The 18,791-nt window shown below is 66.9% G+C and carries 14 protein-coding genes and 1 pseudogene; 11 read left to right on the top strand and 4 right to left on the bottom strand.

The features are described 5' to 3' along the window. The first annotated feature begins 27 nt into the window (after window positions 1-27). Window positions 28-930, top strand: coding sequence for an aminoglycoside phosphotransferase family protein (locus AC3ZI9_RS08170; RefSeq protein ID WP_444553663.1), 903 nt, complete (start codon window positions 28-30; stop codon window positions 928-930). A 13-nt stretch (window positions 931-943) separates the two neighbouring features. Here the strand turns inward: AC3ZI9_RS08170 and AC3ZI9_RS08165 are convergent. The 3 genes and pseudogenes from AC3ZI9_RS08165 to AC3ZI9_RS08155 form a co-directional block, all read right to left on the bottom strand. Then, window positions 944-1,633 (bottom strand): annotated as a pseudogene (locus AC3ZI9_RS08165) (SDR family NAD(P)-dependent oxidoreductase). Between the two features lie 222 nt (window positions 1,634-1,855). Further along, a complete protein-coding gene (locus AC3ZI9_RS08160) occupies window positions 1,856-2,401 on the bottom strand; it encodes a hypothetical protein (protein ID WP_444553662.1) in 546 nt (181 codons plus the stop codon). Next, a complete protein-coding gene (locus AC3ZI9_RS08155) occupies window positions 2,398-2,745 on the bottom strand; it encodes a PadR family transcriptional regulator (RefSeq protein WP_444553661.1) in 348 nt (115 codons plus the stop codon). Before AC3ZI9_RS08155 ends, AC3ZI9_RS08160 begins: the two co-directional genes overlap by 4 nt. Before the next feature lie 357 nt (window positions 2,746-3,102). Here AC3ZI9_RS08155 and ileS point away from each other — a divergent pair, with 357 nt between their 5' ends. Genes ileS through ndk form a run of 4 tightly spaced genes read left to right on the top strand, consistent with a single transcriptional unit; the run spans window position 3,103 to window position 8,633 of the window. Next, window positions 3,103-6,360, top strand: a complete 3,258-nt coding sequence (ileS, locus tag AC3ZI9_RS08150; protein WP_444553660.1) for an isoleucine--tRNA ligase — start codon at window positions 3,103-3,105, stop codon at window positions 6,358-6,360. Next, window positions 6,361-7,722: a bifunctional folylpolyglutamate synthase/dihydrofolate synthase gene (locus AC3ZI9_RS08145; RefSeq protein WP_444553659.1), complete on the top strand. Its 1,362-nt coding sequence runs from the start codon at window positions 6,361-6,363 to the stop codon at window positions 7,720-7,722. Window positions 7,723-7,729: 7 nt separating this feature from the next. Then, window positions 7,730-8,176, top strand: coding sequence for a DUF4233 domain-containing protein (locus tag AC3ZI9_RS08140; protein ID WP_444553658.1), 447 nt, complete (start codon window positions 7,730-7,732; stop codon window positions 8,174-8,176). A gap of 40 nt (window positions 8,177-8,216) precedes the next feature. Beyond that, on the top strand, window positions 8,217-8,633 hold the full coding sequence (ndk, locus tag AC3ZI9_RS08135) for a nucleoside-diphosphate kinase (protein ID WP_444553657.1): 417 nt from the start codon (window positions 8,217-8,219) through the stop codon (window positions 8,631-8,633). Between the two features lie 85 nt (window positions 8,634-8,718). On the opposite strand, the gene AC3ZI9_RS08130 is transcribed toward ndk, so the two are convergent. Beyond that, window positions 8,719-9,366, bottom strand: coding sequence for a vitamin K epoxide reductase family protein (locus AC3ZI9_RS08130; protein ID WP_444553656.1), 648 nt, complete (start codon window positions 9,364-9,366; stop codon window positions 8,719-8,721). Window positions 9,367-9,485: 119 nt separating this feature from the next. On the opposite strand from AC3ZI9_RS08130, the gene AC3ZI9_RS08125 reads away from it, so the two are divergent. The 6 genes from AC3ZI9_RS08125 (at window position 9,486) to proB (ending at window position 18,759) form a co-directional block, all read left to right on the top strand. Next, on the top strand, window positions 9,486-11,096 hold the full coding sequence (locus AC3ZI9_RS08125) for a peptide chain release factor 3 (protein WP_444553655.1): 1,611 nt from the start codon (window positions 9,486-9,488) through the stop codon (window positions 11,094-11,096). 376 nt (window positions 11,097-11,472) lie between these two features. After that, a complete protein-coding gene (locus tag AC3ZI9_RS08120) occupies window positions 11,473-14,871 on the top strand; it encodes an Rne/Rng family ribonuclease (protein WP_444561677.1) in 3,399 nt (1,132 codons plus the stop codon). 385 nt (window positions 14,872-15,256) lie between these two features. Further along, window positions 15,257-15,565: a 50S ribosomal protein L21 gene (gene rplU / locus AC3ZI9_RS08115; RefSeq protein ID WP_444553653.1), complete on the top strand. Its 309-nt coding sequence runs from the start codon at window positions 15,257-15,259 to the stop codon at window positions 15,563-15,565. A gap of 46 nt (window positions 15,566-15,611) precedes the next feature. Next, complete coding sequence (gene rpmA, locus AC3ZI9_RS08110; RefSeq protein ID WP_086996933.1) at window positions 15,612-15,866, top strand: 50S ribosomal protein L27; 255 nt, start codon at window positions 15,612-15,614, stop codon at window positions 15,864-15,866. Between the two features lie 128 nt (window positions 15,867-15,994). Next, window positions 15,995-17,563 carry a GTPase ObgE gene (obgE, locus tag AC3ZI9_RS08105; protein ID WP_444553652.1) on the top strand — a complete coding sequence of 523 codons (1,569 nt, stop codon included), beginning with the start codon at window positions 15,995-15,997 and terminating at the stop codon, window positions 17,561-17,563. Then, complete coding sequence (gene proB, locus AC3ZI9_RS08100) at window positions 17,560-18,759, top strand: glutamate 5-kinase (protein ID WP_444553651.1); 1,200 nt, start codon at window positions 17,560-17,562, stop codon at window positions 18,757-18,759. Before obgE ends, proB begins: the two co-directional genes overlap by 4 nt. The last annotated feature ends 32 nt before the right edge of the window (window positions 18,760-18,791 follow it).

Raw genomic sequence — 18,791 nt, 5'->3', positions numbered from 1 at the left:
CCGACCAGCTCAGGTCAAGGAGGATCCGTGCGCCACGACCAGATTCCGATCGACGTTCCCACTGCCCAGGCCTTGATCCGCCAACAATTTCCACACCTGAGGAGCGAACCCATCAGGTTTCTTCCCAGCACGGGAACCGTCAATGCCATCTTCCGCGTCGGCGACCTGCTGGCCGCCCGCTTCCCGCTCCACGAATCCGACCCGGCCGAACTGGCCGAATCCCTGAGTACCGATGCCGATGCCATGGGCGAACTCGCGGGGCGCAGCCCCGTGCCGACACCGACCTGCGTCGGTCTGGGCCGGCCCGACAAGTCCTACCCCCTGCCGTTCACGCTCCAGACCTGGATACCCGGACACGTCGCCACCCCCACGATGGTCTCGGACTCCCCGAAGTTCGCCGCCGACCTCGTCCGGTTCATCCAGGCCCTCCGGGCGACCGACCTGGACGGCCGGAGCTTCAATGGACGTGGACGTGGGGGAGCCCTGCCTGATCACGACGAATGGATGGAGCACTGCTTCACCCGGAGTGCCGGCCTGCTTGACGTTCCCCGGCTGCGCTGGATGTGGGCCGGTTTCCGCGGACTTCCGGCCGGAGGCAACGACACGATGAGCCATGGCGACCTGACCCCGGCCAACCTCCTCGTGGACGGGGGGCGCCTGGCCGGAGTCCTGGACGGCGGAGGGTTCGCCCCCGCCGATCCGTCCCTCGATCTGGTTGCCGCCTGGCACCTGCTGGGACGGCCGGCACGGACGACCTTCAAGGAGGGCCTGGGAAGCAGCGACGTCGAATGGCAGCGCGGGGCAGCCTGGGCCTTCCAGCAGGCCATGGGGCTGGTCTGGTACTACCAACGGTCCAACCCGGCGATGGCTGGGTTGGGCCACAGCACGGTGGAACGCCTCTTGGACGATCCCGAGGTTGGGGCACGCTGAAGGCCCGCACGGATCAGGTGGCCATGATTCCGCCGTCGGCAATGAATTCGACGCCCGTCGAGTAGCTGGCCCGGTCGGAGGCGACGAAGGCCACCAGATTGGAGACCTCCTCGGAGTCGCCGATGCGCTTCATCGGGATCTTCTCCATGAAGTCCTCGATGACCTTCTTGATGTTCTCCGGTTCGATGCCGGGGGTCTTGATGGCCCCGGGATGGACCGTGTTCACGCGGATCCCGAATTCGGCATACTCCTAGGCGACGGCCTTGGTCAGCCCGGTCACGGCGAACTTGGAGGCGCTGTAGACGGCATTGCCGGCGGTGGGACGCAGGCCTTCGTCGGAGGAGATGTTCACGATCGAACCTCCCCCTGCCTTCTGCATCGAGGGGAGGATCTTCTGCATGCCATGGAACTGGCTGAAGAAATTCACCTCGAACATCTTCTGGACGTCCGCTTCGGTGAAGTCCACGAATTTCTTCATCACGTCGATCCCGGCATTATTGACCAGGATGTCCACCGGCCCGAACGTCGATTCCGTCCGGGCAATCACCTGGTCCCAGGCAGCTGCCTGGGTCACATCGAGTTCGACGAAGGCGGCGACGTCGCCGAGCTCGTCGGCCAGCGACTGGCCCTTTTCGACCAGGATGTCGGCAATGACGACCCGCGCACCTTCCTCGACGAATTTGCGCACATGCGAGGCACCCATGCCTTGTGCGCCTCCGGTGATCAACGCGACCTTGTGATCCAGCAAACCCATCTCGTGCTCCTTCGATAGAGGGGGAGGACTGATTGGGACCCGGTCGGGAAGGCCAGTGCCTTCCCTGGGGTCCTGGCCTCATTCCACTCCTGTCCCCCCGGCGACGCAAACCGGTACGGGTGCGTGGGGACGGGCGCAGGGTGGAATGAGCTGGTGGTCAGGGGTTTTGTGTCATCCCCTTCTGTTGCGTCGGCGGGTCAGGCGCCAGAGGTGGGCCCCGAGGGCGAAGGCGAGCAGGGTGATGACCAGTGGTACGACGAGCCATGCGAGTCCGCTGCTCCAGCCGATCCCCACGCCGGCTTCGGTGTCGAAGGCGGTGACCGGGACCAGGAAGAGGAACGCGGAATGGGCTTGCTGGGCTCCGGCATCATCGACTGCAGCGAGCATGCCCCAGACGTAGGAGAGGAAGAGGGCCCAGTAGACCAGGAGGGCGGCGCCTGCGGTGATGATGCCGATGGACCAGAGGGGTCGTTTCATTCCTTCGTCACCGTAGCGGGCCGCCAGGCCGGAGGCGGGGCCGAGGTCGCGCAACGCCGCGCCGGTGCTGCGTGGCTCGACCAGCAGGTCATCGCGGAGGGACCGGATCACGTTCTTGCGGCCGGCTCCGGGCAGGCCGCCTTCCAAATGCCAGTCCAGCCGCATCAGATAGAGATCGATGCGTAGCCGGTCCATCATGGAGCGACGCGCAGTGGTGTCGGTGTCGTGGAGATCGTTCATCGCAGCTCTCCTGTCGAGGTGAGCGCGTCCTGGACCGCTCGTTGGAGGTGTTTCCATTGCTGGTGGGAATCGTTGCGTTGGTGTTCTCCCGCAGCGGTCAGCCCGAAGTACTTCCGTGGAGGCCCCTGGCTGGAGGCGGCGGTGTATGCGGCCAGGAGCCCATCGCGTTCCATCCTGCTCAACGCGGGATAGACCAGTCCGGTACCTGCCTGCAGGCCCAAGGCGCTCAGACGCTCGACGAGTTCATAGCCGTAGGACTCCCGCTCGGAGAGCAAGGTGAGGATCAATAAGGGCAGAGCCCCGCGCAGGAGCTGCCCGTCTCGTTGCGCATCTGTTCTACTCATACTAGTAGTGAATCATGAATAGTGGCCTGAGGGAACGTCCGAACCAGGATGCTTCTCCTGGTGCACGGGGCGAGCGCCACCGCCGTGGTATCCGCTAGACTGGTCCCACCAGCAACGACCCGGCCATCACCGGTGAGCTTCCGGAAGAACGGTCCGCCCCGTGCGGACCCAGTAGAACCGGGCGGTTGGGCGCGTGAAAGCCCAGTGCGAGCGGTTCGCGCAGTCCTCTCTCCGGAGGGCCCGCGGACAAGCGGGGTGGTACCGCGAGAACCGGCAACCGAATGCCGGGAATCGTCCCCGCATCGAGAACACCAGGCGTTGTGACCCGACGCCGAACCGATGCCAGGACTGCCGCTGATGAGTTTGTACCCCAAGGCCTCCACCGATCCGCAGAACGTCACGCCCGCCTCGCCGCGGTTCCCCGAGATCGAGGAACGCGTACTGAAGTACTGGGACGAGGACCACACCTTCCAGGCCTCCATCGACGCCCGACCCGCCGGCACCGACGGGTCCAATGAATTCGTCTTCTATGACGGTCCCCCCTTTGCCAACGGACTTCCGCACTACGGCCACCTGCTCACCGGCTATGTGAAGGACCTCGTTGCGCGCTACCAGACCCAGCGTGGCAAACGCGTGGAGCGCCGCTTCGGCTGGGATACCCACGGACTGCCCGCCGAACTGGAGGCGATGAAGCAGCTGGGCATGACCGATAAGCAGCAGATCGAGGCCATGGGCATCGACAAGTTCAACGACGCCTGCCGTTCCTCGGTCATGAAGTATGCCGGCGAATGGCAGGAATACGTCACCCGCCAGGCCCGCTGGGTGGACTTCGACAACGACTACAAGACGCTGAACGTCGACTACATGGAATCGGTCCTCTGGGCCTTCAAGCAGCTGCACACCCAGGGCCTGACCTATAACGGCTACCGGGTGCTGCCGTATTGCTGGAAGGACGAAACCCCGCTGTCCAACCACGAGCTGCGCATGGACGAGGACGTCTACAAGGACCGCCAGGACCAGACCGTCACGGTCACCTTCGGCATCTTGGCCGGAGAGAGCGAGATCTCCCGGCAGCTGGCGGGAACCCAGGCAATCGCCTGGACCACCACCCCCTGGACCCTGCCCACCAACCAGGCCCTCGCCGTGGGACCCGAGGTCTACTACGTCGTGGTGCCCGCAGGACCTGCCGGAACCAGTGCGGCGGGGGAGTCCTTCATGCTGGCCTCGGATCTGCTCGGGGCCTACGCCAAGGACCTGGGGTACGAGGACGCGGCGTCCGCCGCCGAAGCAGTCACCGCCACCTACCGCGGCTCCGAATTGGAGGGGCTGGAATACGAGCGGCTCTGGGATTACTTCGCCGACGACGAGACCTACGGCACCGCGAAGTCCTGGCGGATCCTGGTCGCCGACTACGTCACCACCACCGACGGCACCGGCATCGTCCACCAGGCTCCCGCCTACGGCGAGGAGGACCAGAAGATCTGCGAGGCCAACGGGATCCCCGTGGTCCTCTCGGTCGATGAGGGCGCCAAGTTCCTGCCGCTCTTCGCCGGAGGCCCGTTGGCCGATATCGCCGGCGTCCAGGTCTTCGACGCGAATAAGGCCATCATCGCTGACCTGAAGTCCTCGGCCCGGCTGGTCCGCCAGGCCAGCTACGTGCACTCCTACCCGCATTGCTGGCGCTGCCGCACCCCGCTGATCTACCGGGCCATCTCCTCCTGGTACGTCGAGGTGACCCAGTTCAAGGAGCGGATGAGCGAACTGAACCAGCAGATCAACTGGATCCCCTCCAACGTGAAGGACGGACAGTTCGGCAAGTGGCTGGAAAACGCCCGTGACTGGTCCATCTCCCGCAACCGCTACTGGGGCAGCCCGATCCCCGTCTGGGTCTCGGACAACCCCGATTACCCGCGCACCGACGTCTACGGTTCGCTGGCCGAAATGGAAGAGGCCTTCGGCCGGCTGCCGGTGAACCACGAGGGCGAGGTCGATCTGCACCGTCCGTTCATCGACGAACTGACCCGGCCCAACCCGGACGACCCCACCGGCGGATCCACCATGCGCCGGGTCGAGGACGTGCTGGACGTCTGGTTCGACTCCGGATCCATGCCCTACGGGCAGGTGCACTACCCGTTCGAGAACAAGGACTGGTTCTCCACCCACAGCCCGGCGGATTTCATCGTCGAATACATCGGACAGACGCGCGGCTGGTTCTACATGCTCCACGTGTTGTCCACGGCGTTGTTCGACCGCCCGGCCTTCCGCAACGTGATCAGCCACGGGATCGTGCTGGGCTCGGACGGACAGAAGATGTCCAAGTCACTGCATAACTTCCCCGACGTCAACGAGGTCCTGGACCGTGACGGCTCCGATGCGATGCGCTGGTTCCTGATGTCCAGCCCGATCCTGCGCGGCGGGAACCTGGTGGTCACCGAACAAGGGATCCGCGACGGGGTCCGCCAGGTCATCCTGCCGTTGTGGAACGTCTACAGCTTCTTCACCCTCTACACCAACTCCGCGAACTCCGGGGCCGGCTACGAGGCGAAGCTGCGGTATGACGGGTACACCGACACGCTGGACCAGTACCTGCTGGCCAACACGGGTCAGCTGGTGGCGGAGATCGGCGCCCATATGGACGCCTACGACGTCTCCGGGGCCTGCGACGGGCTGCGGCACTACCTGGACATGCTCACCAACTGGTACGTCAGGCGCAGCCGCGACCGCTTCTTCGCCGAGGACACCGATGCCTTCGACGCCCTGTACACGGCGCTGGAAGCCCTCTGCCGGGTCGCCGCACCGCTGCTGCCGCTGATCACCGAAGAGATCTGGCGTGGTCTGACCGGCGGGCGTTCGGTCCACCTGACCGACTGGCCCGAAACCGGCACCTTCGCCGCGGATCCGGAGCTGGTGGCCCGCATGGACAGGATCCGGCAGGTCTGCTCGACGGGCTCCAGCCTGCGCAAGGCCGCCAAGCTACGGGTGCGGTTGCCGCTGCAGGAGCTCACCGTCGTCGTTCCCGCCTCCTCCGAATTGGAATCCGGAACCGAGGTCATCGCCGATGAACTGAACCTGCGCCACGTCCGGCTGGTCGACGCCGCCGACGCCTCCCCGGAGGAATTCGGGATCGAGCAGAAGCTGGTCGTCAACGCCCGGGCCGCGGGACCCCGGCTGGGCAAGAACGTCCAGGTCGCCATCAAGGGCTCCAAAACGGGCCACTGGTCACTGACCGACGGGGTCGTCACCTCGGGCGGACTGGAGCTGCAAGACGGCGAATACACCCTGGAGACGGTGGTCGCCGACGGGGACGACAACGGGTCCACCGCCGTCTCGATGCTCCCCGGGGGAGGCTTCGTGGTCCTGAACACCGAGGTCACCGCCGAACTCGAGGCCGAAGGCACCGCCCGGGACATGGTCCGGTCGATCCAGCAGGCCCGCAAGGACGCCGATCTGCACGTCAGTGATCGGATCCTCACCACCATCAATGCCCCGCAGGACATCATCGACGCCCTGCACGCCAACGCCGAGCTGGTCAAGCACGAAACCCTGACCCTCGATCTGGAACTGATCCCCGGCGATGTCGACACCACCATCTCGGTAGAACGGACGGTTGCCTGAATGAGCCCCGACCACGACGAGTTCTCGGTCCAAAGCGTCTACGCCGAACTATTGGGCCGCGCGCCCGAGAACAAGATGGAGCCGCGCATGGCCCCGATGTTCCGGGCCATGGAGGTCCTCGGCGAGCCCAACAGGGCGATGCCGATCATCCATGTGACCGGAACCAACGGCAAGACCTCCACCGCACGGATCATCGAACAACTGGTCCTGGCCCACGACCTGCGGGTCGGCCGGTACACCAGCCCGCATCTGTCCAGCGTGACCGAACGCATCAGCATCGACGGGGAACCGGTCTCCGACGAGGACTTCGTGCGCAACTGGGATGAGATCCGGCCGTTCCTGGGAATCGTCGACGCCGAACTGGAGGAGGCCGGTCAGAACCCGCTGACCTACTTCGAGGCCCTGACGATCCTGTGCTTCGCGGTCTTCGCCGACGCCCCCGTGGACGTCGCCGTCATCGAGGTCGGCCTGGGCGGGATCACCGATGCCACCAACGTGGCCGACGGGCAGGTCTCGGTCATCACCCCGATCTCCCTGGACCACACCGACCTGCTCGGGGACACCGTGCACGAGATCGCCCTGGAAAAGGCGGGCATCATCAAGGCCGGAGGATTCCTGATCTCCTCGGCCCAGGAGCCCGAAGCGGCCCAGGTCCTCCTGGAGGCCGCCCGCGACACCGGGGTCCCCTTCCGCTTCGAAGGCGTGGAGTTCGGCGTGGAGTCCCGCCAGCTGGCCGTCGGCGGGCAGTCGCTGACGATCCAGGGCATTGCCGGACGCTATGAGGATCTGGCGCTGCCGTTGCACGGGGCCCACCAGGGGCAGAACGCCGCCGTCGCCGTGGCTGCGATGGAGGCCTTCCTCGGGGGCGGGGAGAAGGCACTGGAAGAGGATCTGGTCCAGCTGGCCTTCGGGAACGTCTCCAGCCCGGGACGGCTGGAACTGGTGCGTTCGGCCCCGACCGTCCTGGTCGACGCCGGACACAACCCCGCGGGCCTGGCCGTCTCGGCGCAGGCGGTGAAGGAGGCCTTCGACTTCAGCGCCCTGGTGCTGGTGGTGGGGATCCTGGCCGAAAAGGATGCCCCGGCGATGCTCGACGAGCTGTATCTGCAATACGGGGAACTCGTCCAGGACATCTGCCTGACCCAGTCCACCTCCCCCCGGTCCATCCCGGCCGAAGAACTGGGGGAGCTGGCCCTGAAGGCCGGGTTCAGCGATGCCGGCATCCACGTCACCGATCGTCTCGACGACGCCCTGGAATGGGCGATCGGGCGCTCCGAATCCAGCGAGGAACTCACCGGTGGCGTCCTGATCACCGGATCGATTACCGTCGTTGGCGAAGCACGCACCCTGTTAGGAAAGTAAGCACCCCATGGCACGCATGACCAAAGCCCAGCGCGAGTGGCGCCCCGGGATGAAGAAGAAGCGCCGCTCCACCCGGGTGCTCTTCGCCTCCACGGTCCTGGTGCTCGAAGCCGGTGTCGCGTTGTTCGCCACCTTGGCGGTCTTCGGGCTCTACCGGGACACGATCGACCCGCTGCTGATCTTCTTGACCGGCGGATGGATCATGGCCGTGTGCATCATCGCCTGCGCCTTCCTGACCAAACCCCTGGGCTACTGGATCGGCTGGATCGTCCAGATCCTGCTGATCCTGCTCGGATTCGTGGACACCTCGATGTTCGTCATCGGGGTCCTGTTCGCCTTGTGCTGGTGGTACGCCGTCACCAAGGGCCGGACCATCGATCTGGAGAACGCCGAACGGGACCGGCGCCAGGCCGAATGGGAAGCCGCGAACCCCGAGCCCGAAACCGACCACTAGACTGGTCACCGACCCCACGCAGCATAGAAGGAGCACCACCGTGTCCACAGAACGCACCCTTGTCCTGGTCAAGCCCGATGGCGTGAAGCGCCAGCTCACCGGCACCATCCTGTCCCGCGTCGAGGCCAAGGGCTACCGCCTGGTCGAACTCAAGCAGGTCCAGGCCACCCGCGGGATACTCGAGGCGCACTACGAGGAGCACGTCGGCAAGCCGTTCTACGAGCCGCTCGTGGAATTCATGCTCTCCGGTCCGGTCGTGGCCGCCATCTTCGAAGGCGAACGCGTCATCGAAGGCTTCCGCTCCCTGGCAGGGGCCACCGAGCCGACGGCTGCCGCCCCCGGCACCATCCGCGGTGACCTCGGCCGCGACTGGGGCGTGAAGGTCCAGCAGAACCTGGTGCACGGTTCCGACTCCGTCGAGTCGGCCGAACGCGAGATCGGGATCTGGTTCTCCTAGCACCTTCCACCCTCCCACGACGTCGGCCGCCGCACCCCTGCCGGGGGAGCGGCGGCCGACGTCGTCCGGCCAGGGCGGCGGCGCTCTATCCGAAGAACACCTTGGCGAACGTGACCAGGATCGACCCGGCACACAACAAGACGATCAACGCGGCGATCACCCAGTGCCATTCGGCCAGGAACCGGCGCAGCCCGGCGGGTGCGGGAACGACCCCGTGGCTGATGTTCCTGACGGTGGTGTAGGTGAACAGGACGATCATCATGGCCCAGACGACCATGCAGTACGGGCAGAGGATCCCGATGACGTAGAGGGCCTGGAACCACAGCCACCCGATCATCGCCATGGCCAGGGTGACCCCGACCTGCAGACCCACGTAATACCAGCGGGGCAGCCGGGCCCCGGCGATGAGCGTGATGCCGATCGTGGTGACCACCGCGAAGCCGGCGACGCCGATCAGCGGGTTGGGGAAGCCGAACAGTGCCGCCTGGGCCGTCCGCATGACGCTGCCGCAGGAGACGAAGGGATTCATGTCGCAGGAGGTGACGTAGTCCGGGTCCTTGTAGATCTCCAGCCGTTCGAGCGTCAGCGCCGAGGACGCGATCCAGGACACGAAACCGGTGATGGCCAGGATCCACCCGAACACCGGTTCCCGGGCGTAACCGGGAAGGGCCCCCTCGGCCGCGGGGCTCACGGCGGGGACCGGTTCGTTCCTGTTCGGGGCATGCTGGGCCACGCGGGGCTCCTCGGGTCGATCGGGGCGGCGGCGGTTGCCGCCATCCACTTCGATTCTAGGCCCGGGGCCCGGGGCATGGACGGTAGACTTGTCTGGTTCGCCAACGTGAGAGAAGTGTAGTGTCGCAGATTCCAACCCAGGCCGCCGATCCCCGGATCATCGACCAGTCCTCCCGCCGTCGTACCTTTGCGGTGATCTCGCACCCGGATGCGGGCAAATCCACGCTCACCGAAGCGTTGGCCCTCCACGCCCGGGTGATCGGGACCGCCGGGGCCACCAACGGCAAGTCCAACCGCAAGGACACCGTCTCGGACTGGATGCAGATGGAGAAGGACCGCGGGATCTCGATCAGCTCCACCGCCCTGCAGTTCGAGTACCGAGACACGGTGATCAACCTGGTCGACACCCCCGGCCACGCGGACTTCTCGGAGGACACCTACCGGGTGCTGGCCGCCGTGGACTGCGCGGTGATGCTCATCGATGCGGCCAAGGGCCTGGAAGTGCAGACCATGAAGCTCTTCGAGGTCTGCCGGCAACGGAATCTGCCGATCATCACCGTGATCAACAAATGGGACCGCCCCGGGCTGGAATCCCTGGAGCTGATGGACGAGATCACCGAACGCACCGGATTACGGCCCATGCCGTTGACCTGGGCGGTAGGCATCGCCGGGGAATTCCACGGCGTCGCAGACCTGCGCAAGAACGAATACGTCCGCTTCACCCGTAATTCCAGCGGGGCCTCCCTGGCCCTGGAGGAACATTTCACCCCCGAACAGGCCCTGGAGGCCGAAGGGCAACTGTGGTCCGACGCCCTGGATGAGGCGTCGCTGCTCGAAAGCCCGGGAGGGTTCGACCTGGAGAGCTTCCATGCCGGGACGGCGACCCCGGTGCTCTACTCCTCGGCGGCACAGAACTTCGGGGTCCGGCAGATCCTGGACACCCTGGTGGACCTGGCCCCCTCGGCCGCCCCGCGCGCCGACGCCGACGGGGAAGTCCGACCGGTCGATGCCCCCTTCTCCGGCTTCGTCTTCAAGGTCCAGGCCGGCATGAACCAGGCCCACCGCGACCATGTGGCCTTCATCCGTGTCTGCTCGGGGATCTTCGAACGCGGCATGGTGGTCACCCACGCCAATACCGGAAAGCCGTTCGCCACCAAGTATGCCCAGCATCTGTTCGGTCGGGACCGCGAAGTGATCGACCAGGCGTGGCCCGGGGACGTCGTGGGACTGGTCAACGCCTCGGCCCTGCGGGTCGGGGACAGCCTCTATGAGGACGCGCCGGTCACCTACCCGCCCATTCCCTACTTCAGCCCGGAGCACTTCCGGGTGGCCCACGCAAAGGATCCCAGCCGGTATAAGCAGTTCCGCCGGGGGATCGACCAGCTCGAGCACGAGGGCATCATCCAGGTGCTGCGTTCGGACCGGCGGGGCGATCAGGCGCCGGTGCTGGCGGCCGTGGGACCGATGCAGTTCGAGGTCGTCGAAGACAGGATGGCCCAGGACTTCAACGCCCCCATGCGGATGGAGGCCCTGGGGTACTCGTTGGCGCGATTGACCACCAAGGAGGCGGTGACGGCGCTGGCGCCGGTCCGGGGTGTCGAGGTGATCATCCGTTCCGACGGCGAGTACCTGGCGTTGTTCAACGACGTGTGGGCGCTGCGTCGGGTGACGAAGAACCACCCGGACCTGCCCTTGACCCGGATCGGTGTCGACCAGGACGCCGCCGTCTGAGCCCTTTGGGATGATCCGCCGGCGCCGGCCACCGACTCGGGATTCGACGCGTATGAGACAATGGCAGTGGTTGGTGGCGAATCCACAGTTTGTTTCCAACCCAACTACAGGATTCCGGGCCCTCACGCGATGGATCACCGTAGGCATCGACCCTGATGCCGGCGGATGAAAACCGCGGACGGTCGCCGCAACAGAAAGCGGCTCGCCCGGGGAACTGGGTTGGTTTCCCGGGCCGCCGTACCCGCCGACGTTGGTACACCTCGGGAAATATGAAAACTGACTTCCGGGGATCGGAAGGCCGACGAGGCCGCGGTTCCCGAACCGATCGCCGGCGTCCCGGCTGTGGAGGGTACTCCGGCTAGGAGCATGGCCTTTCATGGAAGCAACGAACGAAGAGCTGAATGGGCCGGCGCAGTCGTCCCTTCCGATGAATGACGACACCGCCGCCACCACCGAGACCGCCGAGGCCCCCCAGACGCCGGCACCGGCCAAACGCGCACCGCGCAAACGGGCCACCACCCGCAAACCGGCCACCGCCGCCGCCAGCGAGCCGGAGCCCGAAGCCGCCGCCACTGCGGAAGAGCCCGCCACCGCACCGGCCAAGAAGACCACCCGGGCACCCCGGACCCGCAAACCGGCCGCCACGGCAGCCAGCGAGGACGAGGCCACCCAGACGGCCGGACCGGACGCCGACGCCGAACTGCCCAAGAAACCAGCCAGGGCCCCCCGCACCCGCAAGACCGCCGCGTCCACCACCGCGGACGCCGAGCAGACCGTGGCCACCGAAACCGGCGGCGACGCTTCCGCCGACCCCGCCGCCGAGAGCCCGGAAGCAGCGAAGACCCCGGCAAAGAGCACCGGGGCGCGCAAGGCACCGGCGCGCAAATCCCGCGCCGCCGCGGCCAGCCCGAAGACCACCACGGCAGAGGAAACCGGCACCGCCGCACCTGCCGCGGAGGCTCCCGGTGAGCCGGCCGCCGAAACCAGCGACGAAACAGCCACTCCGGCGGATCCGTTCGCCGTCCCCGACTCGGCGATCTCCGTCCTCTTCCAGGCCCCCGATCTGGCCACCGCCGCCCCCGAGGCGCGGTCCGCGGAGGAGCCCGGCTCCGAGGAGAGCCACGACAGCGGTTCGGGCAACCGGACCAGCCGCCGCAACCGCTCCCGCTCCCGCGACGACGCACAGAACCGCGACGAGGGGCCCGAGGCGGGGGACTCGACCGAGGAGGCCGGCACCAGCTCACGGCGCCGCCGGCGTCGTCGGCGCGGGGACTCGGACCTGGAACTCAGTGGCGGCAACGACGACGACCCGCCCAACACGGTCACCCGGGTGCGTGGCCCCCGGGCCGCCGCAGATCCGGCACCGTCGAACAAGGTCACCAGCGTCAAGGGTTCCACCCGGCTCGAGGCCAAACGCCAGCGCCGTCGTGATTCCCGCGACTCCGGTCGTCGACGCCATGTCATCACCGAAGCCGAGTTCCTGGCCCGCCGCGAATCGGTGGACCGGCAGATGGTGGTCCGCCAGCGTGATGAGCGCATCCAGATCGGCGTCCTGGAAGACGGGGTCCTGGCCGAGCACTTCGTTTCCAAGACGCAGCAGGATTCGCTGATCGGCAACGTCTATGTGGGCAAGGTGCAGAACGTCCTGCCCTCCATGGAGGCCGCCTTCATCGACATCGGCCGTGGCCGCAACGCCGTGCTCTATGCCGGGGAGGTCAACTGGGATGTGGCCGGGCTCGAGGGACAGCCGCGGCGCATCGAGCATGCGCTGAAGTCGGGGGACCCGGTGCTGGTGCAGGTCACCAAGGACCCGGTCGGCCATAAGGGGGCCCGGCTGACCAGCCAGATCTCCCTGCCCGGACGCTACCTGGTCTATGTGCCCAGCGGGTCGATGACCGGCATCTCACGCAAGCTGCCCGACGTGGAACGCAACCGCCTGAAGAAGATCCTCAAGGACCACCTGCCGCAGAACGCCGGGGTCATCGTGCGCACCGCCGCCGAAGGGGCCAGCGAGCAGGAGTTGATGAACGACATCAACCGGCTGCGCGCCCAGTGGGAGGAGATCGAGGCGAAGTCCACCTCGACGAAGACCACCCCGCCCGAGCTGCTGTACGCGGAACCGGATCTGACCATCAAAGTCGTCCGCGACGTCTTCAACGAGGACTTCTCCAAGCTGATCGTCTCCGGCGAACACGCCTGGGACACCATCGAGGCCTACGTGACCTACGTGGCGCCGGACCTGTTGGACCGCCTGGAGAAGTGGACGAGCGACGAGGACATCTTCGCCGCCCGCCGGCTGGAGGAACAGATCCACAAGGCCCTGGACCGCAAGGTCTTCCTGCCCTCGGGCGGCTCACTGGTCATCGACCGGACCGAAGCCATGACCGTGGTGGACGTGAACACCGGCAAGTTCACCGGCAGTGGCGGCAACCTCGAGGAAACGGTGACCAAGAATAACCTCGAAGCCGCCGAGGAGATCGTCCGTCAGCTGCGGCTGCGCGATATCGGCGGGATCATCGTCATCGACTTCATCGACATGGTCCTCGAAGCCAACCGGGATCTGGTCCTGCGCCGGCTCGTCGAGTGCCTGGGCCGGGATCGGACCAAACACCAGGTCGCCGAAGTCACCTCGCTGGGCCTGGTGCAGATGACGCGCAAGCGCATGGGCACCGGACTGCTGGAGGTCTTCAGCGAAAACTGTGAAGCCTGCAACGGCCGCGGCGTGGTCACCCATGACGAACCGGTCGAACATCGCCGGGCGTCGAACCAGCAGCAAGACCAGAACAACCAGAAGCGCAACGAGCGCAAGCCACGCGGGAACCGCCACGGCAAGGGCGGGGGAGCAGGCACCGAGCAGACCCCCGAGCAGTCGGCACCGGAGCCGAAGAAGCACGACCCGGAGGCGGAGGCCAAGGCCGAAACCACCCGGGCCGCGTTGGCTTCCATCGCCGCCGCCACCCAGGCGTCCCACGAGCAGACCGGGGAGACGAAGCAGCGGGACGGGCACGACGCCGGGACCTCCGCCGCGTCCGGCCAGGGGGGCACCGACGGGCAGGATGGCTCCGACTCCGGTTCGCGCCGTCGTGGACGCGGGCGCTCACGCGGACGTGGTCGTGCCGGCTCGGCCGAAATGTCGCCCACCAGCGGGTCGGGGGAGCAGCCTGGGGACACCGCAGGCACCTCCACCGCCGCCTCCAGCCGCGAGCAGGGCCCCGGATCAACGCAGTCCGGTCAGGGCCCAGGCCATGACGCGACGGCGGAGGCCGGGACTGATGGGGAAGGTCCCGTGGTGAGCATCGCGGGAGAGGAAGTCCGTCTGCCGGGCGCCCGTCGCAGCCGCCGGGCCACGGCGCCCACGCAGACCCCCGATCTGACGCTGGAATCCTTGAGCGCCGCCTTCGGCGGCACCCCTGAGCCGTCCCGGGAAGCCGATCACGAACCGGCTCCCGCGGCCAAGCAGGAACCGGCTGCCGTGGCCAAGCAGGAACCGGCTACAGTGGCGTCGGCACCGGCGCAGGAGCGTTCCTCCGCCGTGGCCGCAACGCCGCCGGCCACCAGCACCCCGGCACGCCGTCCACGGCGCAGCCGGGCGGCATCCAGCGCCCAGGGGAGCGCGAACACGCCGATCGAGCGGGTGGAGGCCACGGCGTCGACCCCTGCCGCAGGCACCAGCCACGTGGCCAAGCTCGAGCAGTCGGAACCGGAAGCGAAGAAGAAGGCCTCCGAGGACGCGCCGATGATGTTCGGCGTCGGGGTACCGGCCTCCGAGCTGTAACCGGATCGGACGAGGCTGCTCGTCGGCAGGAACCATGCGTGGGGCGGGACCCGGTCGATCGGGTCCCGCCCCCACGCGTTCCCGCCCCTGCCTTGCGGCGGAACCACTGCGGGGCCGGGACACAGGGGAAGGCCCGCCGTTCGCGGTCCGCGGGTCGGGAAGGTACCGTTAAAAGGTGCTTCACCCTCCCGGGGGTCTTGACGACCCGCCGTCGGAGGATGTATTTGCTCCTGCGGACCGAAATAGCGTAATCTAGATCCTCGGTGCATGCGCCGCTCATCGGATTTTCCGCTCGGCGTGACAGCACAGCGCTTATCCCCGATCGGTTGGTCCGGTGGAATGTGCGCAGTAAGAGTAATAGACGTCGAGAGAAGTGAGTTCCCAAGTGGTGTACGCGATTGTCCGCGCAGGCGGCCGGCAGGAAAAGGTTTCCGTAGGAGACTGGGTGACCCTTGACCGCGTCCCCGAGGCAGCTGGTGGAACCATTGAGCTCCCAGCACTGCTTCTGGTAGACGGCGACAAGGTCACCTCCGCTGCTGCCGACCTGGCGAAGATCACCGTGACTGCCGAGGTTCTCGAGAACCTCCGTGGCCCGAAGATCGTCATCCAGAAGTACAAGAACAAGACCGGCTACAAGAAGCGCCAGGGTTTCCGTTCCGCACTGACCAAGGTCAAGGTCACCTCCATCGCCTAAGGCGACGGAGACCAGATCACCCACGATTCAAAGGTAGGCACATTCAATGGCAAGTAAGAAGGGCGCGAGTTCCACTCGCAACGGCCGCGATTCCAACCCTCAGTTCCTGGGCGTCAAGCGCTTCGGAGGCCAGGTGGTTTCCGCCGGTGAAATCATCGTTCGCCAGCGCGGTACCCGTTTCCACCCCGGCGCGAACGTCGGCCGCGGTGGCGACGACACGCTGTTCGCACTGGCAGCCGGCTCGGTGGAGTTCGGCACCCGTCGCGGCCGTCGTGTCGTGAACATCGTGGATGCCGGCTAGTTTCGGCAGAACCGAATTTAGCTAGACTGGAGGGCGGGCCGCTTGGCCCGCCCTCCAGTTCTTTTTATCACCGGCCGTAGCACGGACCAGCAGGACCGTAACGGCCACCCAATAGAGGAGTCCCAGTAGTGGCAGCGTTCGTAGACCGCGTAGTCCTTCACGTTTCCGGCGGAAACGGAGGGCACGGTTGCGTGTCGATCCGTCGGGAGAAGTTCAAGCCTCTCGGCGGGCCCGATGGCGCCAGCGGTGGCAAGGGCGGCGACGTGATCATCCGCGTCGACCCCCAGACCACGACCCTGCTGTCCTACCACCATTCCCCCCACCGGCACGGTGGCAACGGCGAACCGGGCCGGGGAGACATGCAGCCCGGCCGCAACGGCGAGACCCTGATCCTGCCGGTGCCCGACGGCACCGTGGTCAAGGACCGTGAAGGAAACATCCTGGCCGACATGGTCGGCGCCGGCACCGAATACGTGGCCGCCGCCGGCGGCATGGGCGGACTGGGCAACGCGGGGCTTGCCTCACAGAAGCGCAAGGCCCCCGGGTTCGCCCTGCTGGGCGTCCCCGGCGGGGAACAGGACATCGTCCTGGAACTGAAGTCGGTCGCCGATATCGCGTTGGTGGGCTTTCCCTCGGCCGGCAAATCAAGCCTCATTGCCGCCATGTCCGCCGCCCGTCCCAAGGTCGCCGACTACCCGTTCACCACGTTGATCCCCAACCTGGGCGTCGTGCAAAGCGGGGACGTCAGATTCACCGTCGCCGACGTCCCCGGACTCATTCCGGGCGCCAGCCAGGGCAAGGGCCTCGGACACGAATTCCTCCGCCACGTCGAACGCTGTGCCGCGCTGGTGCACGTCCTGGACTGTGCCTCGCTGGAATCGGACCGCGATCCGCTCAGTGATCTGGAGGCCATCGAGGCGGAACTGGCCGCCTATGCGACCGACTCCAGCTATGCGGGCTCCGATGGCACCGTGATCCCGCTGAACGACCGCCCCCGCTTGATCGCCCTGAACAAGACCGACATGCCTGACGGCTCGGATATGGCCGAGTTCGTCCGCGCCGATCTGGAGTCCCGCGGCTACCGCGTCTTCGAGGTCTCCGCCCTGGCCCGGACCGGGCTGAAGGAACTGGGCTATGCCATGGCCGAGCTCGTCACCGAAGCACGCACCGCATCGGCCGAGGAGCCGGCCCAGGTGGAAGTCCCGGTGCTGCGCCCCCGGGGCGTGAACCGGGCCCCCTTCACCATCCACCGCGAAGAACGCAACCTCGAGCCGCTGTTCCGTGTCGAGGGTGAAAAGCCGGTCCGGTGGGTCAAGCAAACCGATTTCAGCAACGACGAGGCCGTGGGCTACCTGGCCGACCGACTGGCCAAGATCGGTGTGGAGGACAAGCTGTTCAAGGCCGGGGCGAAACCCGGGGACGCCGTGGTCATCGGCGACGATGACAACGGCGTGGTCTTCGATTGGGAGCCGACCATGGCCGCCGGCGCCGAACTGCTGGGATCACGTCGTGGACAAGACGACCGGTTCGACGACGGCAGCCGTCCCACCCGTGACCAGAAGCGTCAGGACCACCAGGATCGCAAGGATGCCCGGGCCGCGGCCCGCGCCGAACTGGAGAGCGAACGCAAGGCCGGCGTGTGGACCGAATCCGTGAACCCGAAGAAGCAGGGTTCACCCAAGGACAGCGGGAAGTGAACCGGCAGAACCGCCTTCCCTCCTCGATCCGCCACCGTTCGCAACTGACCGAGGCGACCCGGATCGTGGTCAAGGTCGGTTCCTCGTCACTGACCACCGTCAACGGGGGGATCTCCGAGGATGCCCTGAACCGGCTGGTCGTTGAACTCTCGGCGGTGCGCAACGGGGGGATCGAACTGATCCTGGTGTCCTCGGGCGCCATAGCCGCCGGCATCGCCCCGCTGGGACTGAGTCGCAGGCCCCGGGACCTGGCCACCCAGCAGGCGGCCGCCGGCGTCGGGCAGGGACTGCTGATGGCCAAATACACCCAGGCCTTCGGCGCGCACGGGATCACCGTCTCCCAGGTGTTGCTCACCGCCGATGACCTGATTCGCCGGCAACAGTATGCCAACGCCTTCCGGGCTCTAGGCCGGTTGCTGACCCTGGGGGTCGTCCCCGTGGTCAATGAGAACGACACCGTGGCCACCCACGAGATCCGCTTCGGGGACAATGACCGGCTCGCCGCACTGGTGGCCCACCTGGTCAAGGCCGATGCCCTGATCCTGCTCTCGGATGTCGACGCCGTCTATGACGGTCCACCGGCGAAGGGAGCCAGCCGCATCGCGGACGTCGTCAGTGCCGCGGACCTCGACGGGGTCAGCATCGGCACCACCGGGGGCTCCGGGGTGGGGACCGGCGGCATGGTCACCAAGGTCGAAGCGGCCACCATGGCCGCGGACTCCGGCATCCCCACGCTGATCACCTCGACGGATCAGGCCGGCCGCGGCCTGGCCGGCGAGGATGTCGGCACCTGGTTCTCCGCCCGGGGCGGACGCCGCCCGGCCCGGATGCTCTGGCTGGCCCAACTGGCGAACACCCAGGGCGGGCTGATGCTCGATGACGGGGCGGTCGCCGCGGTGGCCTCGGGGGCGCGCTCGCTGCTGCCGGCGGGCATCACCTCGGTCAGCGGGGATTTCGAAGCCGGAGACGCCGTGGAGATCACCGACGCGGAAGGCACGGTCGTCGCCCGCGGCCTGGTCAACTACGCCTCGGAGGAACTCCCGGACATGCTGGGACACGGCACCCGGGAACTGGCCAGGACCCTCGGGTCGCATTACGAGCGCGAAGTCGTCCACATCGATGACCTGGTGGTCCTGCGACCGCCCGTGCGCACCCGGAAAAAGCAGACCCCACCGGCCGCGGAGCCCCGGGCCTGACACTGTTGCTCAACAATCGCCACCGTCCCCCT

The organism is Arthrobacter sp. AOP36-F1-5, from assembly GCF_058137995.1.
This window is presented reverse-complemented; position numbering and strand designations above follow the sequence as displayed.

Coding starts and splice junctions, on each gene's coding strand:
- AC3ZI9_RS08155 (WP_444553661.1), bottom strand. CDS start 2,745: ATGAGTAGAACAGATGCGCAACGAGACGGGCAGCTCCTGCGCGGGGCT.
- AC3ZI9_RS08145 (WP_444553659.1), top strand. CDS start 6,361: ATGAGCCCCGACCACGACGAGTTCTCGGTCCAAAGCGTCTACGCCGAA.
- AC3ZI9_RS08140 (WP_444553658.1), top strand. CDS start 7,730: ATGGCACGCATGACCAAAGCCCAGCGCGAGTGGCGCCCCGGGATGAAG.
- rpmA (WP_086996933.1), top strand. CDS start 15,612: ATGGCAAGTAAGAAGGGCGCGAGTTCCACTCGCAACGGCCGCGATTCC.
- AC3ZI9_RS08120 (WP_444561677.1), top strand. CDS start 11,473: ATGGAAGCAACGAACGAAGAGCTGAATGGGCCGGCGCAGTCGTCCCTT.
- ileS (WP_444553660.1), top strand. CDS start 3,103: ATGAGTTTGTACCCCAAGGCCTCCACCGATCCGCAGAACGTCACGCCC.
- AC3ZI9_RS08160 (WP_444553662.1), bottom strand. CDS start 2,401: ATGAACGATCTCCACGACACCGACACCACTGCGCGTCGCTCCATGATG.